Source organism: Pseudoalteromonas sp. Angola-4, from assembly GCF_028599265.1.
GTDB classification, from domain to species: Bacteria; Pseudomonadota; Gammaproteobacteria; order Enterobacterales; family Alteromonadaceae; genus Pseudoalteromonas; species Pseudoalteromonas atlantica.
On the sequence record NZ_JAQREK010000021.1, the window covers coordinates 36,938 to 58,658 of the forward strand.

Here is a 21,721-nt window from a genome sequence, read left to right on the forward strand (position 1 = left end):
AAATGGTTTCAAACTAAGAACATACCCAAGACAATTTATTAAAAATTAGTTTTTACACAGTCTGTGCCATAAGCGGTCATAGGTAAACTTTGATGTATGAAGTCAAGATATGCCCTTTTGTCTCTGACCCCTTTTGTTCTATTCGCCCCGGTTTGGGTGGCTAATCGGCTAACCCTAATATTTGATATGTGTCACTACCGTAGTGCTCTAAAAGCATGAGAGGAAAACCGCTGATTACTACTACTTGGTTATGTGGTCTATGTTTTTCCATTTGTTTCTCAAACAGCGTTACCATACAAATTGGTGATGTTGGAAGTTCTAAAACTTCAGTGAGCAAGCAGTTTGCTCTTGATAAGTGCTGTTTGACAATGCTACTCCAAGTATCTTGAGTATAAAGCCCCCAATTTAGAAACTGTTTGTCCATTTCTGGTGCTGCATTTACCCATCTCTTGTAATTAGCCAGATCTGTTGTCTCGTGAGTAAGGTATTCGACTTCGTTACCTTTTTGGTGGCGTATAGCCTCCACCATTGGGTAACTTACGCACAGCAAACCTTTATCTTGAGCATTATTAAATAGCTCAACCATATGATGAATTTTATTGTCGTCAGCGTTAGAGCAATGACAGTCGTAGTCGAAAAACAGGTATATTTCACTTATGTTTTCCGGATCTTCTATCTCCATAACAGCTAGATCATCATCTGTTGGGTTTTCCCTATTTTCTAGCTGTTCGTAAATGAACTCGTAGGTATCAAAATATTTATCTTTTGTTATTTCGCGAAACAACTTATAAATACTCATGCCGTAAGCAGTCTGAACTACGAGTTTGTTGTCTCTATCGAATATTGTGTTCCTTAGATTTCGTGCAATGTTAGGCTCTGCTTTTTCCCCTTCAAAAACAAATAAGACATTGCTACTCATCAAATGCCCCTGCACGGTACATTTTCTCTAGGTTGTGTGCTTTGCGTAGCTCTCTATCGGTTAGTTTGTTTAGCGGCTTCAAAGAATTCTGATCTAGGATGTAATAGCAGTCAGGGCGGAGCACATGGTTAGAGAGCAGAGTGCTGTTATGAGTAGTGATGATCGACTGGCACGATGTATTTGACACTAGTTTTACTATGCGTTTGGATAGGGCAAAGTGATAGTAGGCATCGAACTCGTCAATGTAAGCAAATGTAATTTCATCATTCAACATTTTAAGATACCAGTAGTAGAAATTACCAAGCGATACTGTACCAGTAGAAGCAATCTGTGAAAACTCTATACTTTTATTACCAAAATCAAACTCGATTTGCTCCTTACCTGCATCACCAGTCTGAATTAGCTTACACTCAACTCCAGATTTATTAAGGAAGGCTTCAAAATCTTCTAGTTTATCTTGTTCAATAATACGCTGTGAAATTCGTTTGGTCTCTAGGGGCTTTCCGTGAAACTCTGTCGTTTTGGTTAGGGTACGGAAAAACACCATTCCCTCGACAAATTCGATGAATTGAAAAAAAGCTGCTGACTCTTTGGTTGGTTCGAGTAGTGCATTTGATTCAAGGAATTTAATAGGAGATATCTTACGACCCGTGAAATCATTCTTTAGATGCTCAGCGCCAACAAGGTTATAGGAAGCAAGCGCAGATATCCTACGGTCAATACAAACGACTTTTTCTTTGTCGATATAGAGATTTTCGAAAACTGTTTCAGCACAGTTTTCTTTACCATAGTGATAGACAACTTCTACACCATCAAATTCAAATGTGTATATGAACTCAGCTAGCGATCCTTCATCCATACTAGCGTTTAAGTAGTTGAGATGCAGTGATGGAATTATGTTAGGGCTATCCAATAGATGACATGTAAGGTCAAGAATCGCCAACCCAAGATTCGATTTCCCCACACCGTTACCACCGTACATTACAGCACTGCCTACAACGCCATTTTCTACAGCGTGTGAGTTAAATTCATATGACTTATCGGTGCGTAGGTTTATCTCAAACTCTTCGCCGAAGTTACGGAAACCTCTAACCTTTAGACTACATAGCATTTTTATGTGCTCAATATTTAGTTTGTTTACATAGAAATAACACAATTATAGATCAATTGCCGTAAGAAATATACGGCAATGTTGTTTGGCTAGCTGCATTGTTTAAAGAACTTGAGATAGAGGTAACACCAAAAGTAGTACGCACTAGTGATCGAAGGAATAGAGCTAAGCCGATTGTCCATACCTAAAATTATTTAGGAGTAGCTAATGCTCGATTTTGTGAAACTCACTTTTGTCCACAAATGAGTTTACTCGACCGTCTGCTTCTCGCTCATAACGGCCCTTTAAAAACTTAATTTAGTTAGCTTGAGCACCCCACCACAACGCTTATTTACTTTTGTGTCGGTTCAACCTCTAATAATGTCGATTCAGATAAACATTAATGAAGCAGGTTAAAAAGCGAGCTAAGTTTCTTATCAACAAAACGCCAAACACCTATTTTGATAAGGAATATAGTCATGAATATTATTACAAAAACAATTATAGCACTGAGTTTAGCAAGCCACTTTAGTGCGTATGCCATTGACCTGCGGGTCGACAACATTCGTTTATACCAAAGTAGTTCGCAAAGCTTTTCTGTGCCGAGTTCGCTGTATATTGACGAGGGTAAAATAGTAAGTATTACTAAAGCGACTGACCCACTACAAAACGCAGATAAAACAATTAACGCCAACAACCAATATGCAATACCTGGTTTAATTGATTTACATGTACATTTGGGTTCATCGGGTAGTAACTTTACTGAGTTTCAGTATTTGCCGGTTAAAGCGCACTTTAATTCTAATTTGTATTTAGGCGTAACAAACATTGTTGATTTGTTTTCGTTTGAGCAAACCCTAAACGAAGCCGCGCAATTAAAAGAAGCCCAACTAACCCCTAACCTTTTTTATGCGGGTACTTTGTTTACCAACCCTGGTGGGCATGGCACGCAGTTTGGCGGCCACGCATACGAAATTGCAAAAGATGAAGACATAGCTGCACTATGGAAAAAACATATAAGCACTAAGCCACATGTAACTAAAGCGGTTATTGAAACCTTTGGCGGTGTGGGTAAATCATTAACTGATAGCCAATTAAGCGAGCTAGGTAAACGATCTGCAGCGGCTAATTTACCGTATTTTGTGCATGTTTCTACACTAGGTGATGCTAAACGCGCTATTAAGGCCGGTGCAACGGCTTTAGCGCACGGTATTAATAGCGAAGCGATTGACGATGAGTTTATTACGCTAATGAAACAGCATAATGTAACCTACATTCCTACCCTTGCGGTGTATCATAACCATAGCGATGAAAAGCATAACCATTCTATTAGCTCACAAAGCGAGTTACTAAAAACCATTCCCGAAAAGCTTCAAGGATGTTTGTTTGACAACGTGCCTGCACCTTCAAAATGGAAAGAGCACGCGTGGGAGGAGCGTAAAACCGCTTATGCAAATATACAAAAGTTACATAAAGCTAATATTACTATTGGCACAGGCTCTGATGCCGGAAACCCTTACACGCTGCACGGTACTGGGTTACACAACGAGTTAGATGCACTTAAAAAAGCGGGCCTTACAAATGGTGAAATAATTAATGCAGCCACTGTTAACGGCGCAAAAGCGATTAATAAAGCCAAGAGCATTGGCAAGCTGGCTAATGGCTTTGAGGCAAGCTTTGTACTGCTTAAGCAAAACCCGCTTGATGATATAAACCACATTCACACCATATCAGAGGTTTACAAATCAGGTATACAAGTAGACCGCCCAGCCTTAATTGCGCAAAACAAAGCCATAAAGCCTCAAGGCCCCGCTTGTAATGAAGTAATAAAAAGCAGCCAAGCGCAACATGTTATTGATGATTTTACCGGTGATACACCATGGCAGGCCTTGAGCGACTCGGTAATGGGTGGTCAGTCTGTGGCAACACTTACCACACATAAAAACAGCTTAACTATTGATACAACCATTACACAGCCAACCAGCTTTGGCGCGTGGGCAGGCGCTGAAATAAAATTTACATCGCCGGCTGATGCCTCATCATTTAAAGGGATTCGATTAACGTATAAAGGTTCAACCACGCCTTTTGCTTTGTCTGTTTATCATAGTGATGTAAAAGATTGGGATCACTTTAGTGTACTTTTAAAACCGCGCGATGAGTGGACAACACTTGATATTCCTTTCACTACATTTAAACAATTTGGCTTTGGTAGCCCAGTTACGTGGTCGGCCACTCAATTAACTGGAGTAAACCTAATGTGGCGTAAAATGCCAGGCGCAAGCAATGAGCCATTAAAAAATACACTACAAATCAAAGAGCTAACTTACTTTTAAAAGAGTAGCAGTCAAAACACAAACTCTTTGGGTTTTGACTGTTTTTTGTTATGGTTTAATCACTTACAAAAAGAAGCACCTATTATGCTCAAACATCCTTTTTATAAATACAGCTTTTTTATTTTACTTGTTGTAGATATTGCTTATGCCCTTGGGCTGATAATTGCTAACTCTGCGCCTTTTACTGCGGGTAGTGCACTTGCTGCTACCGTGTGGTTTGTTACTTTTTACTGGGTTCCTGTTTGGAGTGCGGCAGCGGTTATTTTTTACCTGCGCAATAAACACATTAACACAATAGCGTATGAATGGTTAATAGCAGTTGTATTTATGGCACTTGGTAATGTGCTTACTGATATAGTACTCACACAGCTTTTTGATGGGCACAAATCGATGGGGGTGTTTGTTGTTTTTAACGGCTTACTTTGGGGCTCGTGTATTTACTTTACCAGTATTTTTATTGAAAACAAAAAACGCGCAACAGCCGAAAAACACGCGCTTAAACAAGCGCAACTTGCTACATTGCGCTACCAACTAAACCCACATTTTATGTTTAATAGCTTAAATACAATTTCGGCTTATATTCATACAAACCCTGATTTAGCCGATGAAGTACTGCATGAACTGGCTGATATTTTAAGGTATTCCCTCGACACCGCAGAGCAACAACAAATACCTTTACAGCAAGAGCTTACAATAATAGAAAAGTACCTAAATATTGAAAAAGCCCGCTTTGGCGATAAACTCAAAGTTAATTACCACATTCCCAATACGCTTAAAAACATATCGCTACCCCCGCTACTTATTCAACCAATTATTGAAAACGCCATTAAACATAACGCCAAACAAACGTCGTTAATACTTAATATAACGCTTAGTGAGCTACCTAACGGCGTTAAAATACAAATTAGCGATAACGGTAAGGGTTTTTCGAGCGAGGTAATAAAACACGGCCATGGCAGTGGTGTAGGAATGAAAAACATACTAAAACGCGTTAAACAACTTGGTAAAAGTAAGGTACTACTGAGCAATAATAATGGTGCAGTGGTTACGTTGGAGCTAACACTATGAGCAGCAAAAACCACCCAAATACAGTAACTAAAATGCGCGTATTATTTGCCGATGACGAGCTTCCCGCTCGCGAAAAATTAAGCCATCAATTGAGTTTAATGGAGCATGTTGAAGTAGTGGGTATGGCCACAAATGGCAAAGAGGCCATTACCTTAATAAATGAGCTGACTCCTGATGTGGTATTACTTGATATCCAAATGCCTGAAATCAATGGCTTAGAGCTTATTGATTTACTTAACTACCAGCCCATTATTATTTATACAACCGCGTATGACCAATTTGCAATTGAAGCTTTTGAGCAGGCCTCAACTGACTACTTACTAAAACCTTTTCCTATTGCTCGATTAAAAAAAGCTCTCGCTAAAGCGCAGCAGCAACTAGAGCAACAACGTGCCCATACGCTAGTCAATCATGAACCCAACGAGCAAACCTTTACATTAACCAAAAACACCATAAATAAGCTCATTAGTAAAAACGGTGAGCGGATATTTTTACTCTCCCCAAGTGACATTAAATTTATTAAATCGGAGCAAGGCAATAGTTTGGCGTGGAATGGCGATACATTTCATCATTTAAGCGATACGCTCGATCAGCTTGAACTTGCTTTAGCAGAACATAATTTTGTTCGAATTCATCGAAGTTATTTAGTTAACGTTGACCACATTAAAGAAATACAGCGTTGGTTTAACGGCAAGCTAATGGTGATTGTAAATGATAATATTAAATCTGAGCTAAGCACCAGCAGAGCCGGTGCCGATAAACTAAAGCAATTGCTACATATTTAACTTATCTAAAAACATGTTACTGATCATTACTGGTATACACACTTAAAATAGGAAACGTATGCTCAGCAAACGATACCGTTACCGACTGTGTTTGATTGCCTTTAAAGCCTAATTTAAATTCACTTGGTGTTAGCCTGCTGCCATCTGCAAACAGCGCTAATACGTGTTCTTGATTAAGCTCTCGCTTACCAGAGGCTAAATTAGTAAGGGTAATAACCGCCCAGCGCTCTCCTATTTCGCTGCTCATAAGTACATAGTTTGCAATAGAAAAGTCAGACTTTTTAGGCGTTATATTATTATCGTTTGGAAACGACAAGTGCATGCTATTTGGTATGGCTCGGTCAACGTTTAGTACATTATTTTGCGCTGCACACACATTGGCGCAAAGTACTAATAAAAATAAAAAGCTAACTACAATTTTTGCCACAATTAAACGTCCTTTTAAATTTCGACTTTGCTTGATTGATTGAAATTTATACTCGCAGTTTTTACCTATTATGTAAACACTCTATTAAACGCTCAGTAAACTAACTAAGCGCTCATTCAGTGACTCCCCATTAGTATTAATACTTTGCGGCACGTTAATAAACACATGGTTATTAAACAGGAGTAAATTACATGGCAACCACACCTAAAAATTCACATGAGGTTAGTAATGCGCAATCGGCTTTATTAAACCCAGAGCACAGCATTCAAGTACGAGGTGCGCGTGTTCATAACTTAAAAAATGTGGATGTAAACTTGCCCCGTAATTCACTTGTTGTTTTTACTGGTATATCGGGCTCGGGTAAATCATCGCTAGCCTTTGGAACATTATTTGCCGAATCACAGCATCGTTATCTTGATTCGGTATCGCCTTATGCGCGCAGATTAATAGACCAAGTAGATGAGCCCGATGTAGATTCGATTGAAGGGCTGCCACCCGCGGTAGAATTACAACAACAACGTGGCGCACCCTCGGTACGTTCATCGGTCGGTAGCGTAACCACTATTTCTAACGCGCTGCGAATGCTTTACTCACGCGCGGGCGAATACCCCAAAGGGCAAGGTATACTGTATGCCGATGCGTTTTCGCCAAATACACCACAAGGCGCCTGCCCAAAGTGCCATGGTATTGGCCGCGTATTTAACGTAACCGAAGAGCTGTTAGTGCCCGACCCTACTAAATCAATTAAAGAGCGCGCCATTGCAGCATGGCCGCCAGCTTGGCAAGGTAAAAACCTAAGCCGTATTCTTACCTCGTTAGGTTACGATATTAATAAACCGTGGAATACCCTGCCTAAAAAAGCCCGTGATTGGATTTTATTTACCGACGACACACCCACAGTGCCCGTGTTTCCCGAGTACACGCTTGAGCAAACCCAAGCGGCTATTAAAAATGAAGAAAGCCCCAGCTACATGGGTACATTTATAAGTGCTAAACGCTTTGTTTTACAATCGTTTGCCAGTACCCAAAGCCCACGCACAAAAAAGCGCGTGTCGCAGTATATGCAAATATCACAATGCCCGCAGTGCGAAGGCAAAAAACTTAAAAAAGAGTCGTTATCGGTTAAAGTAGCAGGCCTTGATATAGGCGAAATTTCGCAGTTAACACTTGGCGAGCTGGCAGAAAAACTCAGCATTGCTGCCAATAACCCCGCTAAAAGTAACGCAGCCAACCCCGAAAAAGCCATTGTGGCAAAGCGCATCACAAGCGACATTATCAAACGCGTAGAAGCACTCACTAAGCTTGGTTTAGGGTATTTATCGCTTGAGCGTACTACGCCATCGTTATCAGCTGGGGAATTACAACGCTTGCGGCTTGCAACGCAAATTCGCTCAAAATTATTTGGTGTTGTGTATGTGCTAGATGAACCTTCGGCAGGTTTACACCCAGCCGATACGCAAGCACTTTTAAGCGCCCTAGATGAGCTAATAGCGGCTGGTAACTCAGTATTTGTGGTGGAGCACGATACAAGTGTAATTCGCCACGCCGATTGGGTGGTTGATGTAGGGCCTAATGCGGGTTCGCATGGCGGTAATATTGTTTACAGCGGCCCAGTTGAAGGCTTAGAGCAAGTGAGCAACTCACATACAAGTCAGTATCTTTTTAAGCATAACAATAACGCAAAGCCAAATCATCAAACACAACGTACGCCAGCAGCCTGGCTTAAGCTAAGTGGTATTGAGCGCAACAATTTACACAACATCAGTGCCGAATTTCCGCTTGGGGTTATTACAAGTGTTACGGGGGTTTCTGGCTCAGGTAAATCAAGCTTAGTAAGCCAAGCCTTAGTCGAGCTTATTCAAGATGCTTTAGGACAAAAAACGCCGCCGCCAATGCCTACCGATGAAGCCGACTTGCTTGATCAAGAACTCCAAACACCAACCCATGGCAAAATTACCGAGGGCCTTGAGCATATAAAGCGCCTAATAACGGTTGATCAAAAAGCCATTGGCCGCACGCCTCGCTCAAACCTTGCTACTTACACTGGTTTGTTCGATCACGTACGTAAATTGTTTGCCAATACTAAAGAGGCAAAAGCGCGTAAATACGATGCAGGTCGTTTTTCGTTTAATGTGAAAAAAGGCCGTTGCGACAACTGCGAAGGCGTAGGTTTTGTAAGCATTGAGCTGTTATTTTTACCTAGCGTGTATTCGCCGTGCCCTGTGTGTAACGCCAAGCGCTATAACCAAAAAACACTCGACATTACCTATAAAGATAAAACCATTGCCGATGTGCTTAATTTAACGGTGGAGTCAGCGCATACATTTTTTGCCGATGAACCCGCTATTTTACGTGCGCTAAATGCGCTCTTACAAGTAGGCCTTGGCTATTTACGTTTAGGGCAACCGGCTACTGAGCTTTCGGGCGGAGAGGCCCAGCGCATTAAACTTGCCACAGAGCTGCAACGTGCGCAGCGCGGCGATACGCTGTATATTTTAGATGAACCAACCACCGGCCTACACCCAAAAGATGTAGCCATGTTGATGACGCAGTTAAATGGCTTAGTTGATGCGGGCAACACCGTTATTATGGTTGAGCACGATATGCAAATAGCCAGTAACAGCGATTGGGTTATTGATATTGGCCCAGGAGCCGGGGACGAAGGCGGCTTAATTGTTGCTCAAGGTAAACCAGAAGATGTGGCTCAATCTGAGCATAGCCGCACGGCAACGTTTTTAAAAAGCGCACTTTAGCTTTTTAAAAATCGCTCTAATTTAGGTTTTACAGTAACCGACATAACAAGCATTAATGTTAAACCAATGGGTAGCGCGGCTAATAACCCCTCTACCCACGCTGAATAAAATAAGCGCATATTGGCAAAACCTATATTGTTACTAGCGGTTACAAACGCCATTAGCGACTCCATGGTAAGCGCCATAAAAACGCTAATCACTAAATTACGTTTTAGCTCATTTGCTTTTGGTAATAACTTAGCCACCAAGGCATTCATAAGGGCTGTCATTGCTAACCCCACAGGGGCCATAACCAACACCGCACTTAAAAACGAGGTAAACCAATCCATATAAAAATGCTCAGTTATACCTACATTTGTGTAAGTCATAATACCTGTTAAGCTGCCGCCTACAAAAACAATAATACTTACCATCGCCATTATTTTATAAGTGATCGGTGTTTTTTTAGGCTCTACGAGCGCAGAATTTACTAAAGTAGCCGTATTCATTAAACAGGTATTTCTCTTAAAATAGATGACAAAGTCAACTATAGCAAGTTAATTGACAATATCAACTGTTATTTAATTACCCTAATGCCAGCCATATGCCTACTAGCACCATAAGGCTGCCTGCAATTCGGTTCATCCATTTTATATTATCACCGCGGCTTAAAAATAAACGTAGGCTTTTACCGCCTGTGGCGTACGCTAACATGCAAATAAATTCGCTTATCATAATAACTAAAACAAGCACTAACAGTTGCGGGGCGAGTGCGTGTTCAACGCTAATAAAAGGCGGTAGTAAAGAGATCATAAACGCCCAGCCCTTTGGGTTAGCAATGGCAGTAACAAAACCTTGCGTAAATAGCGACTGGCGACTTACATCACTTGGGCTATGTGTATCAATCGACATTTTACCTTTTGCGCGCCACATATTTATACCTATATAAATTAAGTATGCACCGCCTACCCATTTTAAAATATCGAACGCATTAGGGTAATTTAGCATTACGCTTGCAACACCTAATACCGCAGCAATAGCAACACTTGCGACCCCTAACAGCTCACCTATCATCATCCATAATGTGCGCCTTACACCTATGCTCATACCTAATGTCATGGCAAGGGTCATACACATACCCGGTGTGATAGATACAAAAAAGAAGGTAGGAATAAAAACGGCAAGCGCTGCAACATCAATCATTTTTTCTCTCTATATTAAAAGCAAAAAACGCGGCTAAAGTAGCCGCGCTATTGGTTACCTATTATCTACTATTGTTCAGCAATCGGTATTGGCTCTGCTACTTGCTCAGTAGTAACATCTACCGGCTCTTCAACAGAATCACTTAATAAGTACTTATCTAGCCACTGCTCTTGCTCCCACAGTACATGCAATAAGCTTTTACGTGCGCGGTAACCATGTGCCTCGTAAGGGAGCATTACTAAGCGAGCATCTTTACCTAAGCCTTTTAGGGCGGCGTACATGCGCTCACTTTGCATTGGGAAAGTTCCAGAATTAGGATCTTCTTTGCCGTGGATCATTAGCATTGGCTCGTTAATTTTTTCAGCATGGAAAAACGGCGACATGTTAGCGTACACACTTTGTGCTTGCCAAAAATCACGCTCTTCACCCTGAAAACCAAACGGCGTTAGGGTACGGTTGTAAGCACCACTGCGAGCAATACCGGTTTTAAATAAATCACTATGCGCTAATAGGTTTGCCACCATAAATGCACCGTACGAGTGCCCTGCTATAGCAATGTTGTTTTTATCGGCAATGCCTTTTTTAACCAGCACATCAACCGCAGCTTGCGCACTTGAAACTAGCTGCTTTCTAAAGTTATCGTTTGGCTCGCTGCCATCAATACCTACAATAGGCATTTTAGGGTCGTCAAATACGGCAATACCTTTAGCAAGGTAAGGCATAGGGCCCCAATAACCAATGTAAGTAAATTCGTATGGCGATTCGCGCACTTGTGATGCTACGGCTTTATCTTTGTATTCAAGTGGGTACGCCCACATAAGTACGGGTAACGGGCCTTGAGTTACATCGTAACCTGGTGGTAAATAAAGCGTGCCCGAAAGCTCAACCCCGTCATCGCGTTTGTAACGTAACTGCTCTTTTGTAACCCCTTTAAATGCTGGGTACGGATGAGCAAAATTAGTAAGCTGCGTAAGAGTATCGTTATCTAAATCACGGATAAAAAAGTTAGGTTGCTCGGTTTTAGACTCTCGCACAGTTATAAAGCGCTCGCCTTCGTCGTCAAGCAATGCACGAACACGCTCGTAGTATGGCGCTTGTGATTGCCATAAACGCTTGCTGCTATTCGTTTTTACATCGTACTGGTCTAAAAACGGAATATTACCTTGCTCAGACGCGCCGTTACCGCGCAGATACATATAACGCCCGCCAACAATTTTAATAACGTTGGCGCCTAAATCGTTACGCTCGTATATAAAGCTACCTGGGTTTTTATACGCATCGTTATAGCTTCGCTCAGAAAAAAGCACGCGGTTTTTATCTGCATTGCGTGGCTGGATAACATACGTACGCACTTGGCGGTCGCTAAAGCGCCAGTCGCTAAGCATGGCAATATTTTGATTGCCCCAGACTATACCAGCATAGCGGCGCTCTACTTTAGCAAACAGCTTAGGCTCGCGTTTAAACGGCGCGCGTAGGCTGTAAATATGATCATGGTGCTTAACATCGGTTTTCATGTCGCCGCCATCTTGCGCTTCGGCCCAAATAACTTCTGCGCCTTGATCCGCGCGCCATTCAAAATCGCGGCGGCCGGTGCGAACACTGTCATAGCCTTGTGGAATGTTATCGGCAAGCGGTTGTTTTACAAGTTCGGCTAATGCGTAACCGCGCATTCCCCATATTTGCCAAGTGCTGGCAAAACGGCTGTACGGTACTTGATACGAAAACGGCTCGTTTATCGCAGCAACTAATATATTGGTTGAATCTGGCGATACCGAAAACGATTTAAATAATGCAGGGCTGCCAATGGCTTGTGTATTGCCATCAAGCGATACGTAAGCTAATTGCCCTTGGCCGTAAAATTTAAACTGTGCTTCGTCAAACGGGCTGGTTAATAAGTTTTGATAAGTACGCGCGGGGGCTTTTTCACCTGTGCTTTGCTGTATAACAGGCACTACATTTTGACTGCTGTTTTTTAACGCGGGTTTACCTATATTAACCGCTAAATTTGCAACCAGTGCGCTGCTATCGGGCAGCCATTGGTAAGGCGTAGCGGTAATAACTGAGTTAAGCGCTGCGCTTGAGAGCATTTTTGCTTGCTTTGTCTCTACACTGTAAAGCCATAAATTTGCTTGGTTTTGTTGCTCTACAACAAACGCTAAATATTTACTGTTAGATGACCATTTAGGCGAGCGAATAATACCGTTTGGTAAATTATTAATATTAATAACGGTGCCGCTTTGCACATGCTTAAGCTCAAGCGCGCTGTATTTAGCGCTAACACGCGAGCGTGAAAAGTTAGCAGGGTTTAGCTTTATACCCGCAAGTTTAAGCTCATCTTTAGCAAGCTCGTCAAGCGTCTCTACGCGCTTACGCTCAAATAAAGCAAGCCATTGGCCATCGCTCGATAAAAAACTAGTGGGTGCTAATTTGGCATCTACCACAGCGGCTAGCTCAGGCGAAGGTGTTTGATAACCTTGCTCAGCATAGCTGTTTGGCATTATTACAACACAACAAATAAAGGCAACTAACAGCCTAAATGCGTTCATGTTTTTATCCTTTTGTTATTTTTAAGATTATAAAAGGTATATAAACATGTTTTGCTCTGTTCATAAAGTATTAAGCTTTAAATTACAGGGCTAAAAGATGACTTAAACGCATTATATACGCTACACTACGCAGCTATTTACTCACTACTGCGCGCTTAAAATACCATGCCTAACAAAGCTAAATCGGTCACTATTTTTGATGTTGCTCACCGTGCGGGGGTGTCTAAATCGACCGTATCGCTGGTGCTTACACACAGCAATAAAGTAGCCGATAAAAGCAAACAAAAAGTGTTACAAGCTATAGATGAGCTAGGCTATGTGTATAATCGCGATGCAGCAGCTATGCGCTCTGGGCGCTCTAATTTAGTGGTTGTAGTGATTGACGATTTAACAAACCCACTTATGGCATTGCTTGCTAAAAATATAGAGCAGGCTTTAAGCGAAGCTTTTTTTCAGGCCATTATTGTGAGTAGTAACAACAGCGTAGAGCGCCAAACGCAGCTAATAAATAATTTAAAAGAATACAAAGTGGCTGCATTTATAATTTGCCCTGTGGCTAGTACCTGTGCGCAGTGGCTCGACAACCTTGCTACTGCCTACAATGTTATTAGCCTAATGCACGAAGTACCATACAGCTCAGCCCCGTGTGTTTTACCCGACTACACTAAAGCAAGCCATGTAGTAACATTGCAGCTAATAAATGATTCGCCTAAAAACATACTGTTTGTGGGTGATGAAAGCTTATCTGCACAAGGTTTATTAAGTGGCTTTAATAGCGCGTGTAAAAAACACAATATAACCCCTGAGCCAGCTATTACGTGCACAAAAAGCACCCCATTACATGCTAAGCAAATATTTAGTAGCACATTACTTAATAATCCGAGTATTGACGCGGTTGTATGCGCTAATAATATAATTGCGCATGGTGTTTTAGCCGCCGCCCCGCATTTAAAAAACAATATAGTAAGCTGCTTACATATTCCTGATATTACCGAAATGCAACCTCGCTTTACTTGCGCCAATATAAACACGCAAGAGCTTGCTAAGCGCAGTATTTTAGTGCTGCAAGAACAACTTCAAACAAACACTGCACCAGTAAAAACACTGGTAAATGTAAACCTACAAATTAGAGAAACACCGTAATGAAAAAAGTGCTGGTAATTGGTTACGTATGGCCAGAGCCAAATTCGTCTGCTGCGGGTACGCACATGATGTCGTTATTAAACGCGTTTAAAGCGCAAAATTGGCAAGTAGAATTTGCCACCCCAGCACAGCGCACCGAGCACATGGTAAACCTAGATCACTTTGGTATAACAAGTCAAAGCATTGCCCTAAACTGCGAAAGTTTTGATGAGTACGTTAAAGCGTACAACCCAGACATAGTGATGTTTGACCGCTTTATGATGGAAGAGCAATTTGGCTGGCGTGTAGATAAACATTGCCCTAATGCCATTAAAATACTCGATACCGAAGATTTACAATGCCTACGTAATGCGCGCCACGAAGCGCACAAAGGCGAGCGAGAATTTACCACCAGCGATTTACATTCAGACATAGCAAAACGCGAAATAGCCGCAATATTGCGCTGCGACCTAAGCTTAATTATTTCAAGCTTTGAAATGCAATTACTTAGTAGTGTATTTAACGTAGAAGCCAGTTTATTACATCATCTCCCTTTTATGGTCGATTTAACTGCTTTACCTGCGCAAACTAAATCGTTTGAACAACGTGAGCACTTTATGACCATAGGTAACTTTAGACACGCCCCCAACTGGGATGCCGTGCTGTACTTACAAAAAATATGGCCGCTTATTCGCAAGCAATTACCAAAAGCAGAACTGCATATTTATGGCTCTTACCCGCCACCAAAAGCAACAGCACTTAATAACCCTAAAACCGGTTTTTTAATAAAAGGCTGGGCCGACAACGCCTATGAGGTAATGCAAAGCGCACGCGTATGTTTAGCCCCACTTCGTTTTGGCGCAGGTATAAAAGGCAAGCTGCTAGAAGCTATGGTAATGCAAACCCCCAGTGTAACTACCGACATAGGCAGTGAGGGCATGCACAACGAACTACCATGGCCTGGTAAAGTGGCTAATAATACTGAGGACTTTGCAAATGCAGCCGTTGAGCTTTACACCAATCAAACCGATTTTGAACACGCGCAACAAGCTGGCAATACGCTACTTAATACCTTGTACGACAAAGTAAAATTAAGCGCGGCGTTAATTAATAAAATTGACTCTATAAGCAACGATTTAAAAGCGCATAGGGAAAAAAACTTCACCGGACAAATGTTAAAACACCATACTATGCGCAGTACGCAATATATGGCGCAATGGATTGCTGAAAAAAATAAAAAATTAGATTAAAAATGACTAGACTCCTACAAATTTGTGTTTAAAATCGCGCCCATTACAAATGGGCGTTTTAGCCTATACTTTTAGCTAATTTATTTACACACTGGTCCATACAAGATTTGAAAACTGCAACCTTTACTGAAAAACGCAAATTTATCGTTAAATTAGGTAAAATGCTTCATAAGTACGGCACCCCAGCGTACCGCCTAGAAGCACACTTAATGGAAGTGGCCACTTACTTAGGACTTAAATCGTCTTTTGTTATGTCGCCAACTTCGGTAACGTTTGTAATTTGGACTGATGGCCACGAAGACGAATACACCCACGTGGCACGCGTAGACCCAGGCGATCACGACTTAGGCTCACTTGCCGACACCGACGACTTAGTTAATCAAATGCTCGACGACAAGCTCACCTTACAAGAGGTTGATGCTCAGCTTGATGCCATTTACGACATGCCAAACCCGTACAATAAATTTGTTACCGGTATTGCTTTTGCAACATCGGGGGGGGCATTTGCCATGCTAATGGGTACCAGCTGGACAGACGTTATTTGGTCTGCGTTACTTACTTTAGTGGTATATGTGTTTGTACTGTGGTCGGGGCGCTCAAAACGGGTTGCTCATATGCTTGAGCCCCTTGTTGCTATAGTATCGGCAGTGCTGGCTTGTGCAATAAGTGTGTATATTTCGCCCGATATAAATATACGGTTAGTGGTGCTTTCAGCCATTATTGTATTTATACCTGGTTTAGCGCTAGCGCTTGGTTTAGCAGAACTTGCAGCTAGGCATTTGGTGTCGGGTACGGCGCGGGTTATGGACTCGTTTATGCTGTTATTTAAACTGTACTTTGGCGCCTTTATTGGCATAGGCATTGGCTTTGCCATATTTGGCCAAACTGACTTTGTACAGCCCGAGCCACTACCGCGCTGGACTGCGTGGCTGGCTATATTTTTACTTTGTAGCAGCTTAATAGTGATATTTAGAACCAAACTTAAACATGCTGGGTGGTCAATCGCATCAGGTTTTATAGCCTATGGCACAAGTATTGGTTCGGCTATGTACCTTGACTACACGTTAGGCACGTTTGTTGGTGCGCTTTCGGTTGGAGTGTTTAGTAACTTATTTAACCGCGTTGCAAATGCCCCAGCTTCCATTGTTGCCATGCAAGGCTTAATTGTACTGGTACCCGGCAGTAAAACGTATATTGGCTTAAACTCGCTTATTGAAGGCCAAGACTTTGTTTATGCAGAGCATATAGGCCAGCAAACTTTTTTAATATTTATGTCGCTTGTAGCAGGGCTAATATTTGCAAACGTGGCTTTACCGCCTAAAAAAAGCTTATAAGCTTGTTACCATTAAAAAGCCCGCTTACTTTGTAACGGGCTTTGTTGTTTAACGCGCTATTCGCTATGGGGGATGGTGAGTACAATTTTTCCTACGTGTTGTTTTTGTGCAAACACTTTTTGCGCCGTAACAATTTCGCTCAATGGGAATGTTTGCGCCACAATAGGCTTTATTTTTTCTTGTTCAATAAAGTTAACTAAGCTTTTAAATACCTCAGGCTCTATAACTGTACAGCCAAAAAAGTTAAATCTTTTAAGTACAGAGTACGTATATCAAGCTCTACTAATGCCCCGCCAATAGCGCCCGACACCGCATAACGCCCCTTTGGTTTTAATACCTCCAGCAGTGCAGGCCATTGCTCGCCGGCAACAAGGTCAATGACTACATCAACACTGTTTTTACCTAAGGCTTGAATTAAATCATCTTCACGAAATATAACTTTATCGGCACCTAACTCTTCAAGCTGCTGCGCCTTACTTTTACTCGTAATGGCAATAACAAAAGCGCCACGTGCTTTAGCTAATTGCACCGCCGCTGAGCCAACACCACCAGAAGCGCCTGTAATTAAAACAGTTTGCCCTTGCTGTGGGTTTGAGCGAAACAGCATGTTTTCGGCCGTAGAATATGAGCACGGAAAAGAGGCCAGCTCTTCATCACTATAGTTACTATTGATTTTATAAGCGTGAATAGAGTCAACGCGGGTAAACTGTGAAAAGCCACCATCACACTCAGAGCCAAAATACCATGGCGAATTAAGCGTTTCGCCATTAGCTTTAATTAAACATGGCTCAACAATAACGCGCTCACCAATACGGCTTTGATCTACGTTTTTACCAACAGCCACAATTACGCCGCATACATCTGCCCCTTGAATACGAGGAAAAACAAATGCATCACCAGACCAACTTGCATCGTCTTTACTGCTTTGTTTTTTAGCGTACCACGCCGTGCGGGTATTAAGATCTGTGTTATTAACACCTGCCGCCATGACTTTTATAAGTACATCGGTTTGTGCAAGCGATGGCAACGGTAAGTTAGTTGCATACTTTAATACATCAAAATCGCCATGCTCGGTAAGCTGTACAGCGTGCATTGTGCTAGGTAAATTTGCCATTGGTTGCTCCATTATATTAATTTAAGAATACTGTTTTTTGCTGATGTAACCGCCTCATCGCCCATAACTGGCCATGCACTCGACACTCCCTCGTGCAGCAAAAACAAGCTACTAGCCAACGATGAATTTAAACCTTGCTCACCTAGCAGTTTTTTTACGTCATTTTTATGCGTTTGCACCGCAAGGCTAATAGCTTCATCTTCAGGAAACGCCGACAACGCATTAATAGATAAACAGCCATTAGGCGCAAATTGCACCATCCACGTTTTTAGTTGATCAAACATGTGCAAAACCGCCTCAACTCCCGGAGCAGGTGCATTTTTAAGTAAAAAATTAATATAGCGATTATGGCGGTACTCAAGCGCAGCAATGATCATTGCCTGCTTTGACGGGTAATATTTATAAAGGGTGCGCAAACTAACGCCACTGAGTTTTTGCAGCTTAGCCACACTAGGCTCAGCAAAACCATGTTGACTAAAGGCCACCTCAAGCGCAGCAGCTATATCTTGTTTTAGCAAAGTGTTTAACCCATGTAGAATGAATGCTCTACCCAACATGGTAGAGCATTCATTCTACATGTCAACCAATACAGATTTATACAAAATAATAACTTTGACACCCATTATTAATTAACAGGCTAGGAAAGCCCTAGCGAAATAATAACTAAGACACCCATCTTAAAATTAACAAACGAGGTAAGCCCTCGAGTCCAAAATATATGAGGATAGTGATAGATATGGCATCCCTTTAATCTTTCTTAGTCGTAATAAAGCCATAACTATGACACCCTCTCTAATTATTTATAAATTAACAATGTAGTTAGAAATATATGGTTAGATTTATATGTTGATTTGAGATGTTGAGTGGTAATGGAGATGTTTGAGTTTATATACTTAAGCTTTTTATCATAATCTTATGGCCAATAAGAAACTTCAAGCACAATAAAAGCTCAGCAAAGCTAAGTGGCATACTATTTAACTAATAGTTTTATTAGGCTAATAATTTTTTACTATTTGAATAGCTAGGCCTTCGCTTAATAGCTTGATGTTTACAATAACTATCTAATGAACTTACACGCCCCACTGCTCCATGAAAAACATTGCCAAATTCGGTTGTAAGTTTTAACCAGTTCTCTGGCGCTATATTCAAACGTATCAATAATTCAGGTGCTGAATGCGCAATAAAGCCTATTTTATCAGCTCGAATACATCTGCCTGTTAATTCAACTAACTCTAAATACGTTTTTAATTCGAATGGTAAACCTTTTGGCATGTATTTTTTAGACTTTCCTGCAAAGCGTAATAACTGTTTTGGCTGCTTAACTTTTAACGCCTGGTTGCTTTTAAGTGCAATTGATTTTATGCGTTGTTTTACGCTCGTAAAGTGCGAATCCTCAGGTGTTTCAGCCGCTTTGGCGCGTATTGGATTTAAATCTACATATGCCATGCACGCTAACAAACCAGCTTCATCTAGTAACGCTTGAGATTTAAATCGCCCTTCCCAAAATCGCCCTGTGCAGCCATCTTCTTTGTTAGCTCGCCTTGCAATATTTTCGTTCAATGCTCGCATAAACCAGCTAATACTACTTAAGCGTTCTCGATACTGCTTTATGCTCTCGTTTAAAAACCAATGTTCGGTAGCCGATAACTTCTCACCGCGTATAAATTTATGAGTGATAGCAGTGCCTTTAAAAAGCTTATGCCAACGAATTGCTATTGCTTTGTCGTTTAACCTATTAGCTTTTTTATCATCTACATACAACACAATATGTGTATGATTACTCATAACTGCGTATGCACAAACATCTATACAAAATACCTTTGCAAGGCTGATAAGCTTATCCTCTACCCACCCTCTTCTATGCGCGTAATTTTGTCCTGTAAAAGGGTCTTCACCACACAAATATGCCCGGCGAACACAACGTGAAATACAGTGATAATATTTTGTATCTGCCAAACTTATTTGGCGCTTACGAGCAATAGCCATAACACAACCCTGTTCATTATTTAAGCTAAAGCGTAGTCCGAGCTTGTGTTTTATACAACTATTATAATGGGTGTCGTTATTATTTTATTATTTGTGTTTTGATGGGTGTCATTATTAAGTTTTAGATGGGTGTCATGATTATTTTAACATTTTGATGGGTGTCATAGTTATGTTTTAAATGGGTGTCATCATTATTTTAATAATGCTTTTCGTACTTACTTACTAGAAATTGAACTTTCAAAAGGATGTGGTGGTGTATTCCCAATAAAGTATTAACTTGTTATTTACAAGCAATGCTATAGTTAGTTATATCGTTTTAGGTGTTGATTCAGTAAAAATAAATGACGAACAATATAATAATAAAAATCAATATAGTGTGGTTTCGCTTTTTTGTGCTCCTGTTATTTTTACTAACAAGTAGTGCTACATTTGCCAATAGCTCTTCACTAACTTCATCTGATATAAAATCAATCCAAAGCCTGCTTAGTGATATTAAAGCCAACAAGCTAGATTACCTTTTACACCAAAAACAACTAACCCACGCTTATAATGTCACTAAACAGACAAAGCATAAACAGTTGCACTTTGAAGCGGCTGCCTTATATTCAGAACTACTTTTTCGACAAGAACAATACACCGCGCTAAGTACCCATTTGCTAATGTATTTAAAGAGTACTGAGCTTGTAACATATAAAAACAGCCACCTACTATTTTTAGAGGCTCAGCTTAAGCTTTTCGCAATTAACAAAGAGTTAAGTAATGCGCAATCGCTTGCTAATCAACTGCAAACGCAGGTAAAACAGCTTTCTCCTAACGAACAAGTCATTGTTTTTCGGGCTATAGCCTATTACTACACCGAAACCGACGAACTTAAAAAAACGCTAAGTGCGGCTTTAACAGGCTTAGAACTTGCTATAAAAGAAGAAGACATAGCCTCGCAGGGCTACTTTTTTAGAAAAATTGCCGACGCTTACAACTACCTCTACAAAGATGATAAAGAAAAAGCCATTTATTATGCCCAAAAAGCGGTAGATGCTTACGAGCAAACAAGCGACGGCCTATTTACTGCTAAAGCTTATTGGAGTTTAGGAAACGTATTACTTGAGGTCGGTCAGCCTAAAAACGCGCTTGTATACTTAAATAAAGCGCTGGCTTATTTTAGCAAAGTCAATATGAAAAAAGGTTTAGCCTTCGCTCAATATTCTATTGCAAATATTCAATACCTGCAGGGTAATTACGATACAGCTTTAATGCTTGTAAACAAAAACATTGCACTTGCAAGCTCTGCCGGTATTAACGACATGCATTTAGCATCAATGATTTTATTATCAGACATCTACACAAAACAAAATTTATTAAATAAAGCCAACCAAGTAAACGACGAAGTATTTTTAAACCTAGATAAATTTAGCCGCAGCATTTATAAGGCTGATTTTTTAAGCAAACGCTATAAATTAAAGCGCCAGCTTAACTTCACCGAAGATGCATTTAAAGCTATTGAAGATGAGCTTGCTTATACAATAAAACACTACGAAGCCACCAGCGAAACCAATATAAAAACCTTACAAGTTAAATTTGAAGTAAAAGAAAAAGAAGACAAAATTTTACAGCTAGAATACGAAAAAGACATAAACAAACTGCAGGCAACAGAAGAACACCAGCAAAAAATAATTTGGCGCTTAAGTGAGAGCGTTCAGAATTCTGTGTCAGCCTAAGTTGCTAAATATCTAGCACACCATCTAACCTACCTTCGAAGTGGATGGCCAATTGCGACAATGTCAGATTCCAATTATGGATTGGCATTGTCCATTT

At 40.9% G+C, this 21,721-nt stretch carries 16 protein-coding genes and 1 pseudogene; 8 read left to right on the plus strand and 9 right to left on the minus strand.

Going from position 1 to position 21,721, the window contains the following annotated elements; all coding sequences use genetic code 11:
• Positions 1-160: 160 nt before the first annotated feature.
• Both PSH48_RS18290 and PSH48_RS18295 read right to left on the minus strand, forming a co-directional pair.
• Positions 161-919 (minus strand): hypothetical protein, encoded by a 759-nt coding sequence (locus tag PSH48_RS18290; RefSeq protein ID WP_273612057.1) that lies wholly within the window; start codon positions 917-919, stop codon positions 161-163.
• Positions 912-2,030: an AAA family ATPase gene (locus PSH48_RS18295; protein WP_273612058.1), complete on the minus strand. Its 1,119-nt coding sequence runs from the start codon at positions 2,028-2,030 to the stop codon at positions 912-914. Before PSH48_RS18295 ends, PSH48_RS18290 begins: the two co-directional genes overlap by 8 nt.
• Positions 2,031-2,488: 458 nt before the next feature.
• Between PSH48_RS18295 and PSH48_RS18300 the strand changes: the two genes are divergently transcribed.
• The 3 genes from PSH48_RS18300 to PSH48_RS18310 are packed head-to-tail and all read left to right on the plus strand — an operon-like array spanning position 2,489 to position 6,195.
• Positions 2,489-4,342, plus strand: coding sequence for a CIA30 family protein (locus PSH48_RS18300; protein ID WP_273612059.1), 1,854 nt, complete (start codon positions 2,489-2,491; stop codon positions 4,340-4,342).
• A gap of 27 nt (positions 4,343-4,369) precedes the next feature.
• Positions 4,370-5,410, plus strand: coding sequence for a sensor histidine kinase (locus PSH48_RS18305; protein WP_337946972.1), 1,041 nt, complete (start codon positions 4,370-4,372; stop codon positions 5,408-5,410).
• The gene (locus tag PSH48_RS18310; protein WP_273612061.1) at positions 5,407-6,195 is read left to right on the plus strand and encodes a LytR/AlgR family response regulator transcription factor; all 789 of its coding nucleotides are present in this window, start codon (positions 5,407-5,409) and stop codon (positions 6,193-6,195) included. Before PSH48_RS18305 ends, PSH48_RS18310 begins: the two co-directional genes overlap by 4 nt.
• 16 nt (positions 6,196-6,211) lie before the next feature.
• Here the strand turns inward: PSH48_RS18310 and PSH48_RS18315 are convergent, their stop codons facing one another.
• Positions 6,212-6,622: a hypothetical protein gene (locus PSH48_RS18315; RefSeq protein WP_273612062.1), complete on the minus strand. Its 411-nt coding sequence runs from the start codon at positions 6,620-6,622 to the stop codon at positions 6,212-6,214.
• Between the two features lie 191 nt (positions 6,623-6,813).
• Between PSH48_RS18315 and uvrA the strand changes: the two genes are divergently transcribed.
• Positions 6,814-9,375, plus strand: coding sequence for an excinuclease ABC subunit UvrA (uvrA, locus tag PSH48_RS18320; protein ID WP_273612063.1), 2,562 nt, complete (start codon positions 6,814-6,816; stop codon positions 9,373-9,375).
• On the opposite strand, the gene PSH48_RS18325 is transcribed toward uvrA, so the two are convergent.
• The 3 genes from PSH48_RS18325 to PSH48_RS18335 form a co-directional block, all read right to left on the minus strand.
• The gene (locus PSH48_RS18325) at positions 9,372-9,863 is read right to left on the minus strand and encodes a DUF2798 domain-containing protein (protein WP_273612064.1); all 492 of its coding nucleotides are present in this window, start codon (positions 9,861-9,863) and stop codon (positions 9,372-9,374) included. The genes uvrA and PSH48_RS18325 overlap by 4 nt on opposite strands.
• Before the next feature lie 76 nt (positions 9,864-9,939).
• Positions 9,940-10,557, minus strand: coding sequence for a LysE family translocator (locus PSH48_RS18330; protein WP_024032743.1), 618 nt, complete (start codon positions 10,555-10,557; stop codon positions 9,940-9,942).
• 68 nt (positions 10,558-10,625) lie between these two features.
• Positions 10,626-13,103: a S9 family peptidase gene (locus PSH48_RS18335; protein WP_273612065.1), complete on the minus strand. Its 2,478-nt coding sequence runs from the start codon at positions 13,101-13,103 to the stop codon at positions 10,626-10,628.
• A gap of 165 nt (positions 13,104-13,268) precedes the next feature.
• Between PSH48_RS18335 and PSH48_RS18340 the strand changes: the two genes are divergently transcribed.
• From PSH48_RS18340 to PSH48_RS18350, 3 genes are all read left to right on the plus strand, one after another.
• Positions 13,269-14,246: a LacI family DNA-binding transcriptional regulator gene (locus PSH48_RS18340; protein WP_273589433.1), complete on the plus strand. Its 978-nt coding sequence runs from the start codon at positions 13,269-13,271 to the stop codon at positions 14,244-14,246.
• Complete coding sequence (locus PSH48_RS18345) at positions 14,246-15,475, plus strand: glycosyltransferase (RefSeq protein ID WP_273612066.1); 1,230 nt, start codon at positions 14,246-14,248, stop codon at positions 15,473-15,475. The genes PSH48_RS18340 and PSH48_RS18345 overlap by 1 nt, the downstream gene beginning before the upstream one ends.
• A gap of 107 nt (positions 15,476-15,582) precedes the next feature.
• The gene (locus PSH48_RS18350; protein WP_029773039.1) at positions 15,583-16,809 is read left to right on the plus strand and encodes a threonine/serine ThrE exporter family protein; all 1,227 of its coding nucleotides are present in this window, start codon (positions 15,583-15,585) and stop codon (positions 16,807-16,809) included.
• Between the two features lie 56 nt (positions 16,810-16,865).
• On the opposite strand, the pseudogene PSH48_RS18355 reads toward PSH48_RS18350, so the two are convergent.
• The 3 genes and pseudogenes from PSH48_RS18355 to PSH48_RS18365 form a co-directional block, all read right to left on the minus strand.
• A pseudogene (locus PSH48_RS18355) lies at positions 16,866-17,923 on the minus strand (alcohol dehydrogenase family protein).
• An 11-nt stretch (positions 17,924-17,934) separates the two neighbouring features.
• Positions 17,935-18,441 (minus strand): TetR/AcrR family transcriptional regulator, encoded by a 507-nt coding sequence (locus PSH48_RS18360; protein WP_273612067.1) that lies wholly within the window; start codon positions 18,439-18,441, stop codon positions 17,935-17,937.
• A 472-nt stretch (positions 18,442-18,913) separates the two neighbouring features.
• Complete coding sequence (locus PSH48_RS18365) at positions 18,914-19,909, minus strand: transposase (protein ID WP_273612068.1); 996 nt, start codon at positions 19,907-19,909, stop codon at positions 18,914-18,916.
• A 341-nt stretch (positions 19,910-20,250) separates the two neighbouring features.
• Here PSH48_RS18365 and PSH48_RS18370 point away from each other — a divergent pair, with 341 nt between their 5' ends.
• Complete coding sequence (locus PSH48_RS18370) at positions 20,251-21,624, plus strand: tetratricopeptide repeat protein (protein WP_273612069.1); 1,374 nt, start codon at positions 20,251-20,253, stop codon at positions 21,622-21,624.
• Positions 21,625-21,721: the final 97 nt, after the last annotated feature.

What these genes read in the sequence shown, in the direction of transcription:
- PSH48_RS18290 (WP_273612057.1), bottom strand. Translation starts at nt 919, where the DNA reads ATGAGTAGCAATGTCTTATTTGTTTTTGAAGGGGAAAAAGCAGAGCCT.
- PSH48_RS18295 (WP_273612058.1), bottom strand. Translation starts at nt 2,030, where the DNA reads ATGCTATGTAGTCTAAAGGTTAGAGGTTTCCGTAACTTCGGCGAAGAG.
- PSH48_RS18300 (WP_273612059.1), top strand. Translation starts at nt 2,489, where the DNA reads ATGAATATTATTACAAAAACAATTATAGCACTGAGTTTAGCAAGCCAC.
- PSH48_RS18310 (WP_273612061.1), top strand. Translation starts at nt 5,407, where the DNA reads ATGAGCAGCAAAAACCACCCAAATACAGTAACTAAAATGCGCGTATTA.
- uvrA (WP_273612063.1), top strand. Translation starts at nt 6,814, where the DNA reads ATGGCAACCACACCTAAAAATTCACATGAGGTTAGTAATGCGCAATCG.
- PSH48_RS18325 (WP_273612064.1), bottom strand. Translation starts at nt 9,863, where the DNA reads ATGAATACGGCTACTTTAGTAAATTCTGCGCTCGTAGAGCCTAAAAAA.
- PSH48_RS18330 (WP_024032743.1), bottom strand. Translation starts at nt 10,557, where the DNA reads ATGATTGATGTTGCAGCGCTTGCCGTTTTTATTCCTACCTTCTTTTTT.
- PSH48_RS18335 (WP_273612065.1), bottom strand. Translation starts at nt 13,103, where the DNA reads ATGAACGCATTTAGGCTGTTAGTTGCCTTTATTTGTTGTGTTGTAATA.
- PSH48_RS18340 (WP_273589433.1), top strand. Translation starts at nt 13,269, where the DNA reads ATGCCTAACAAAGCTAAATCGGTCACTATTTTTGATGTTGCTCACCGT.
- PSH48_RS18345 (WP_273612066.1), top strand. Translation starts at nt 14,246, where the DNA reads ATGAAAAAAGTGCTGGTAATTGGTTACGTATGGCCAGAGCCAAATTCG.
- PSH48_RS18365 (WP_273612068.1), bottom strand. Translation starts at nt 19,909, where the DNA reads ATGGCTATTGCTCGTAAGCGCCAAATAAGTTTGGCAGATACAAAATAT.
- PSH48_RS18370 (WP_273612069.1), top strand. Translation starts at nt 20,251, where the DNA reads ATGACGAACAATATAATAATAAAAATCAATATAGTGTGGTTTCGCTTT.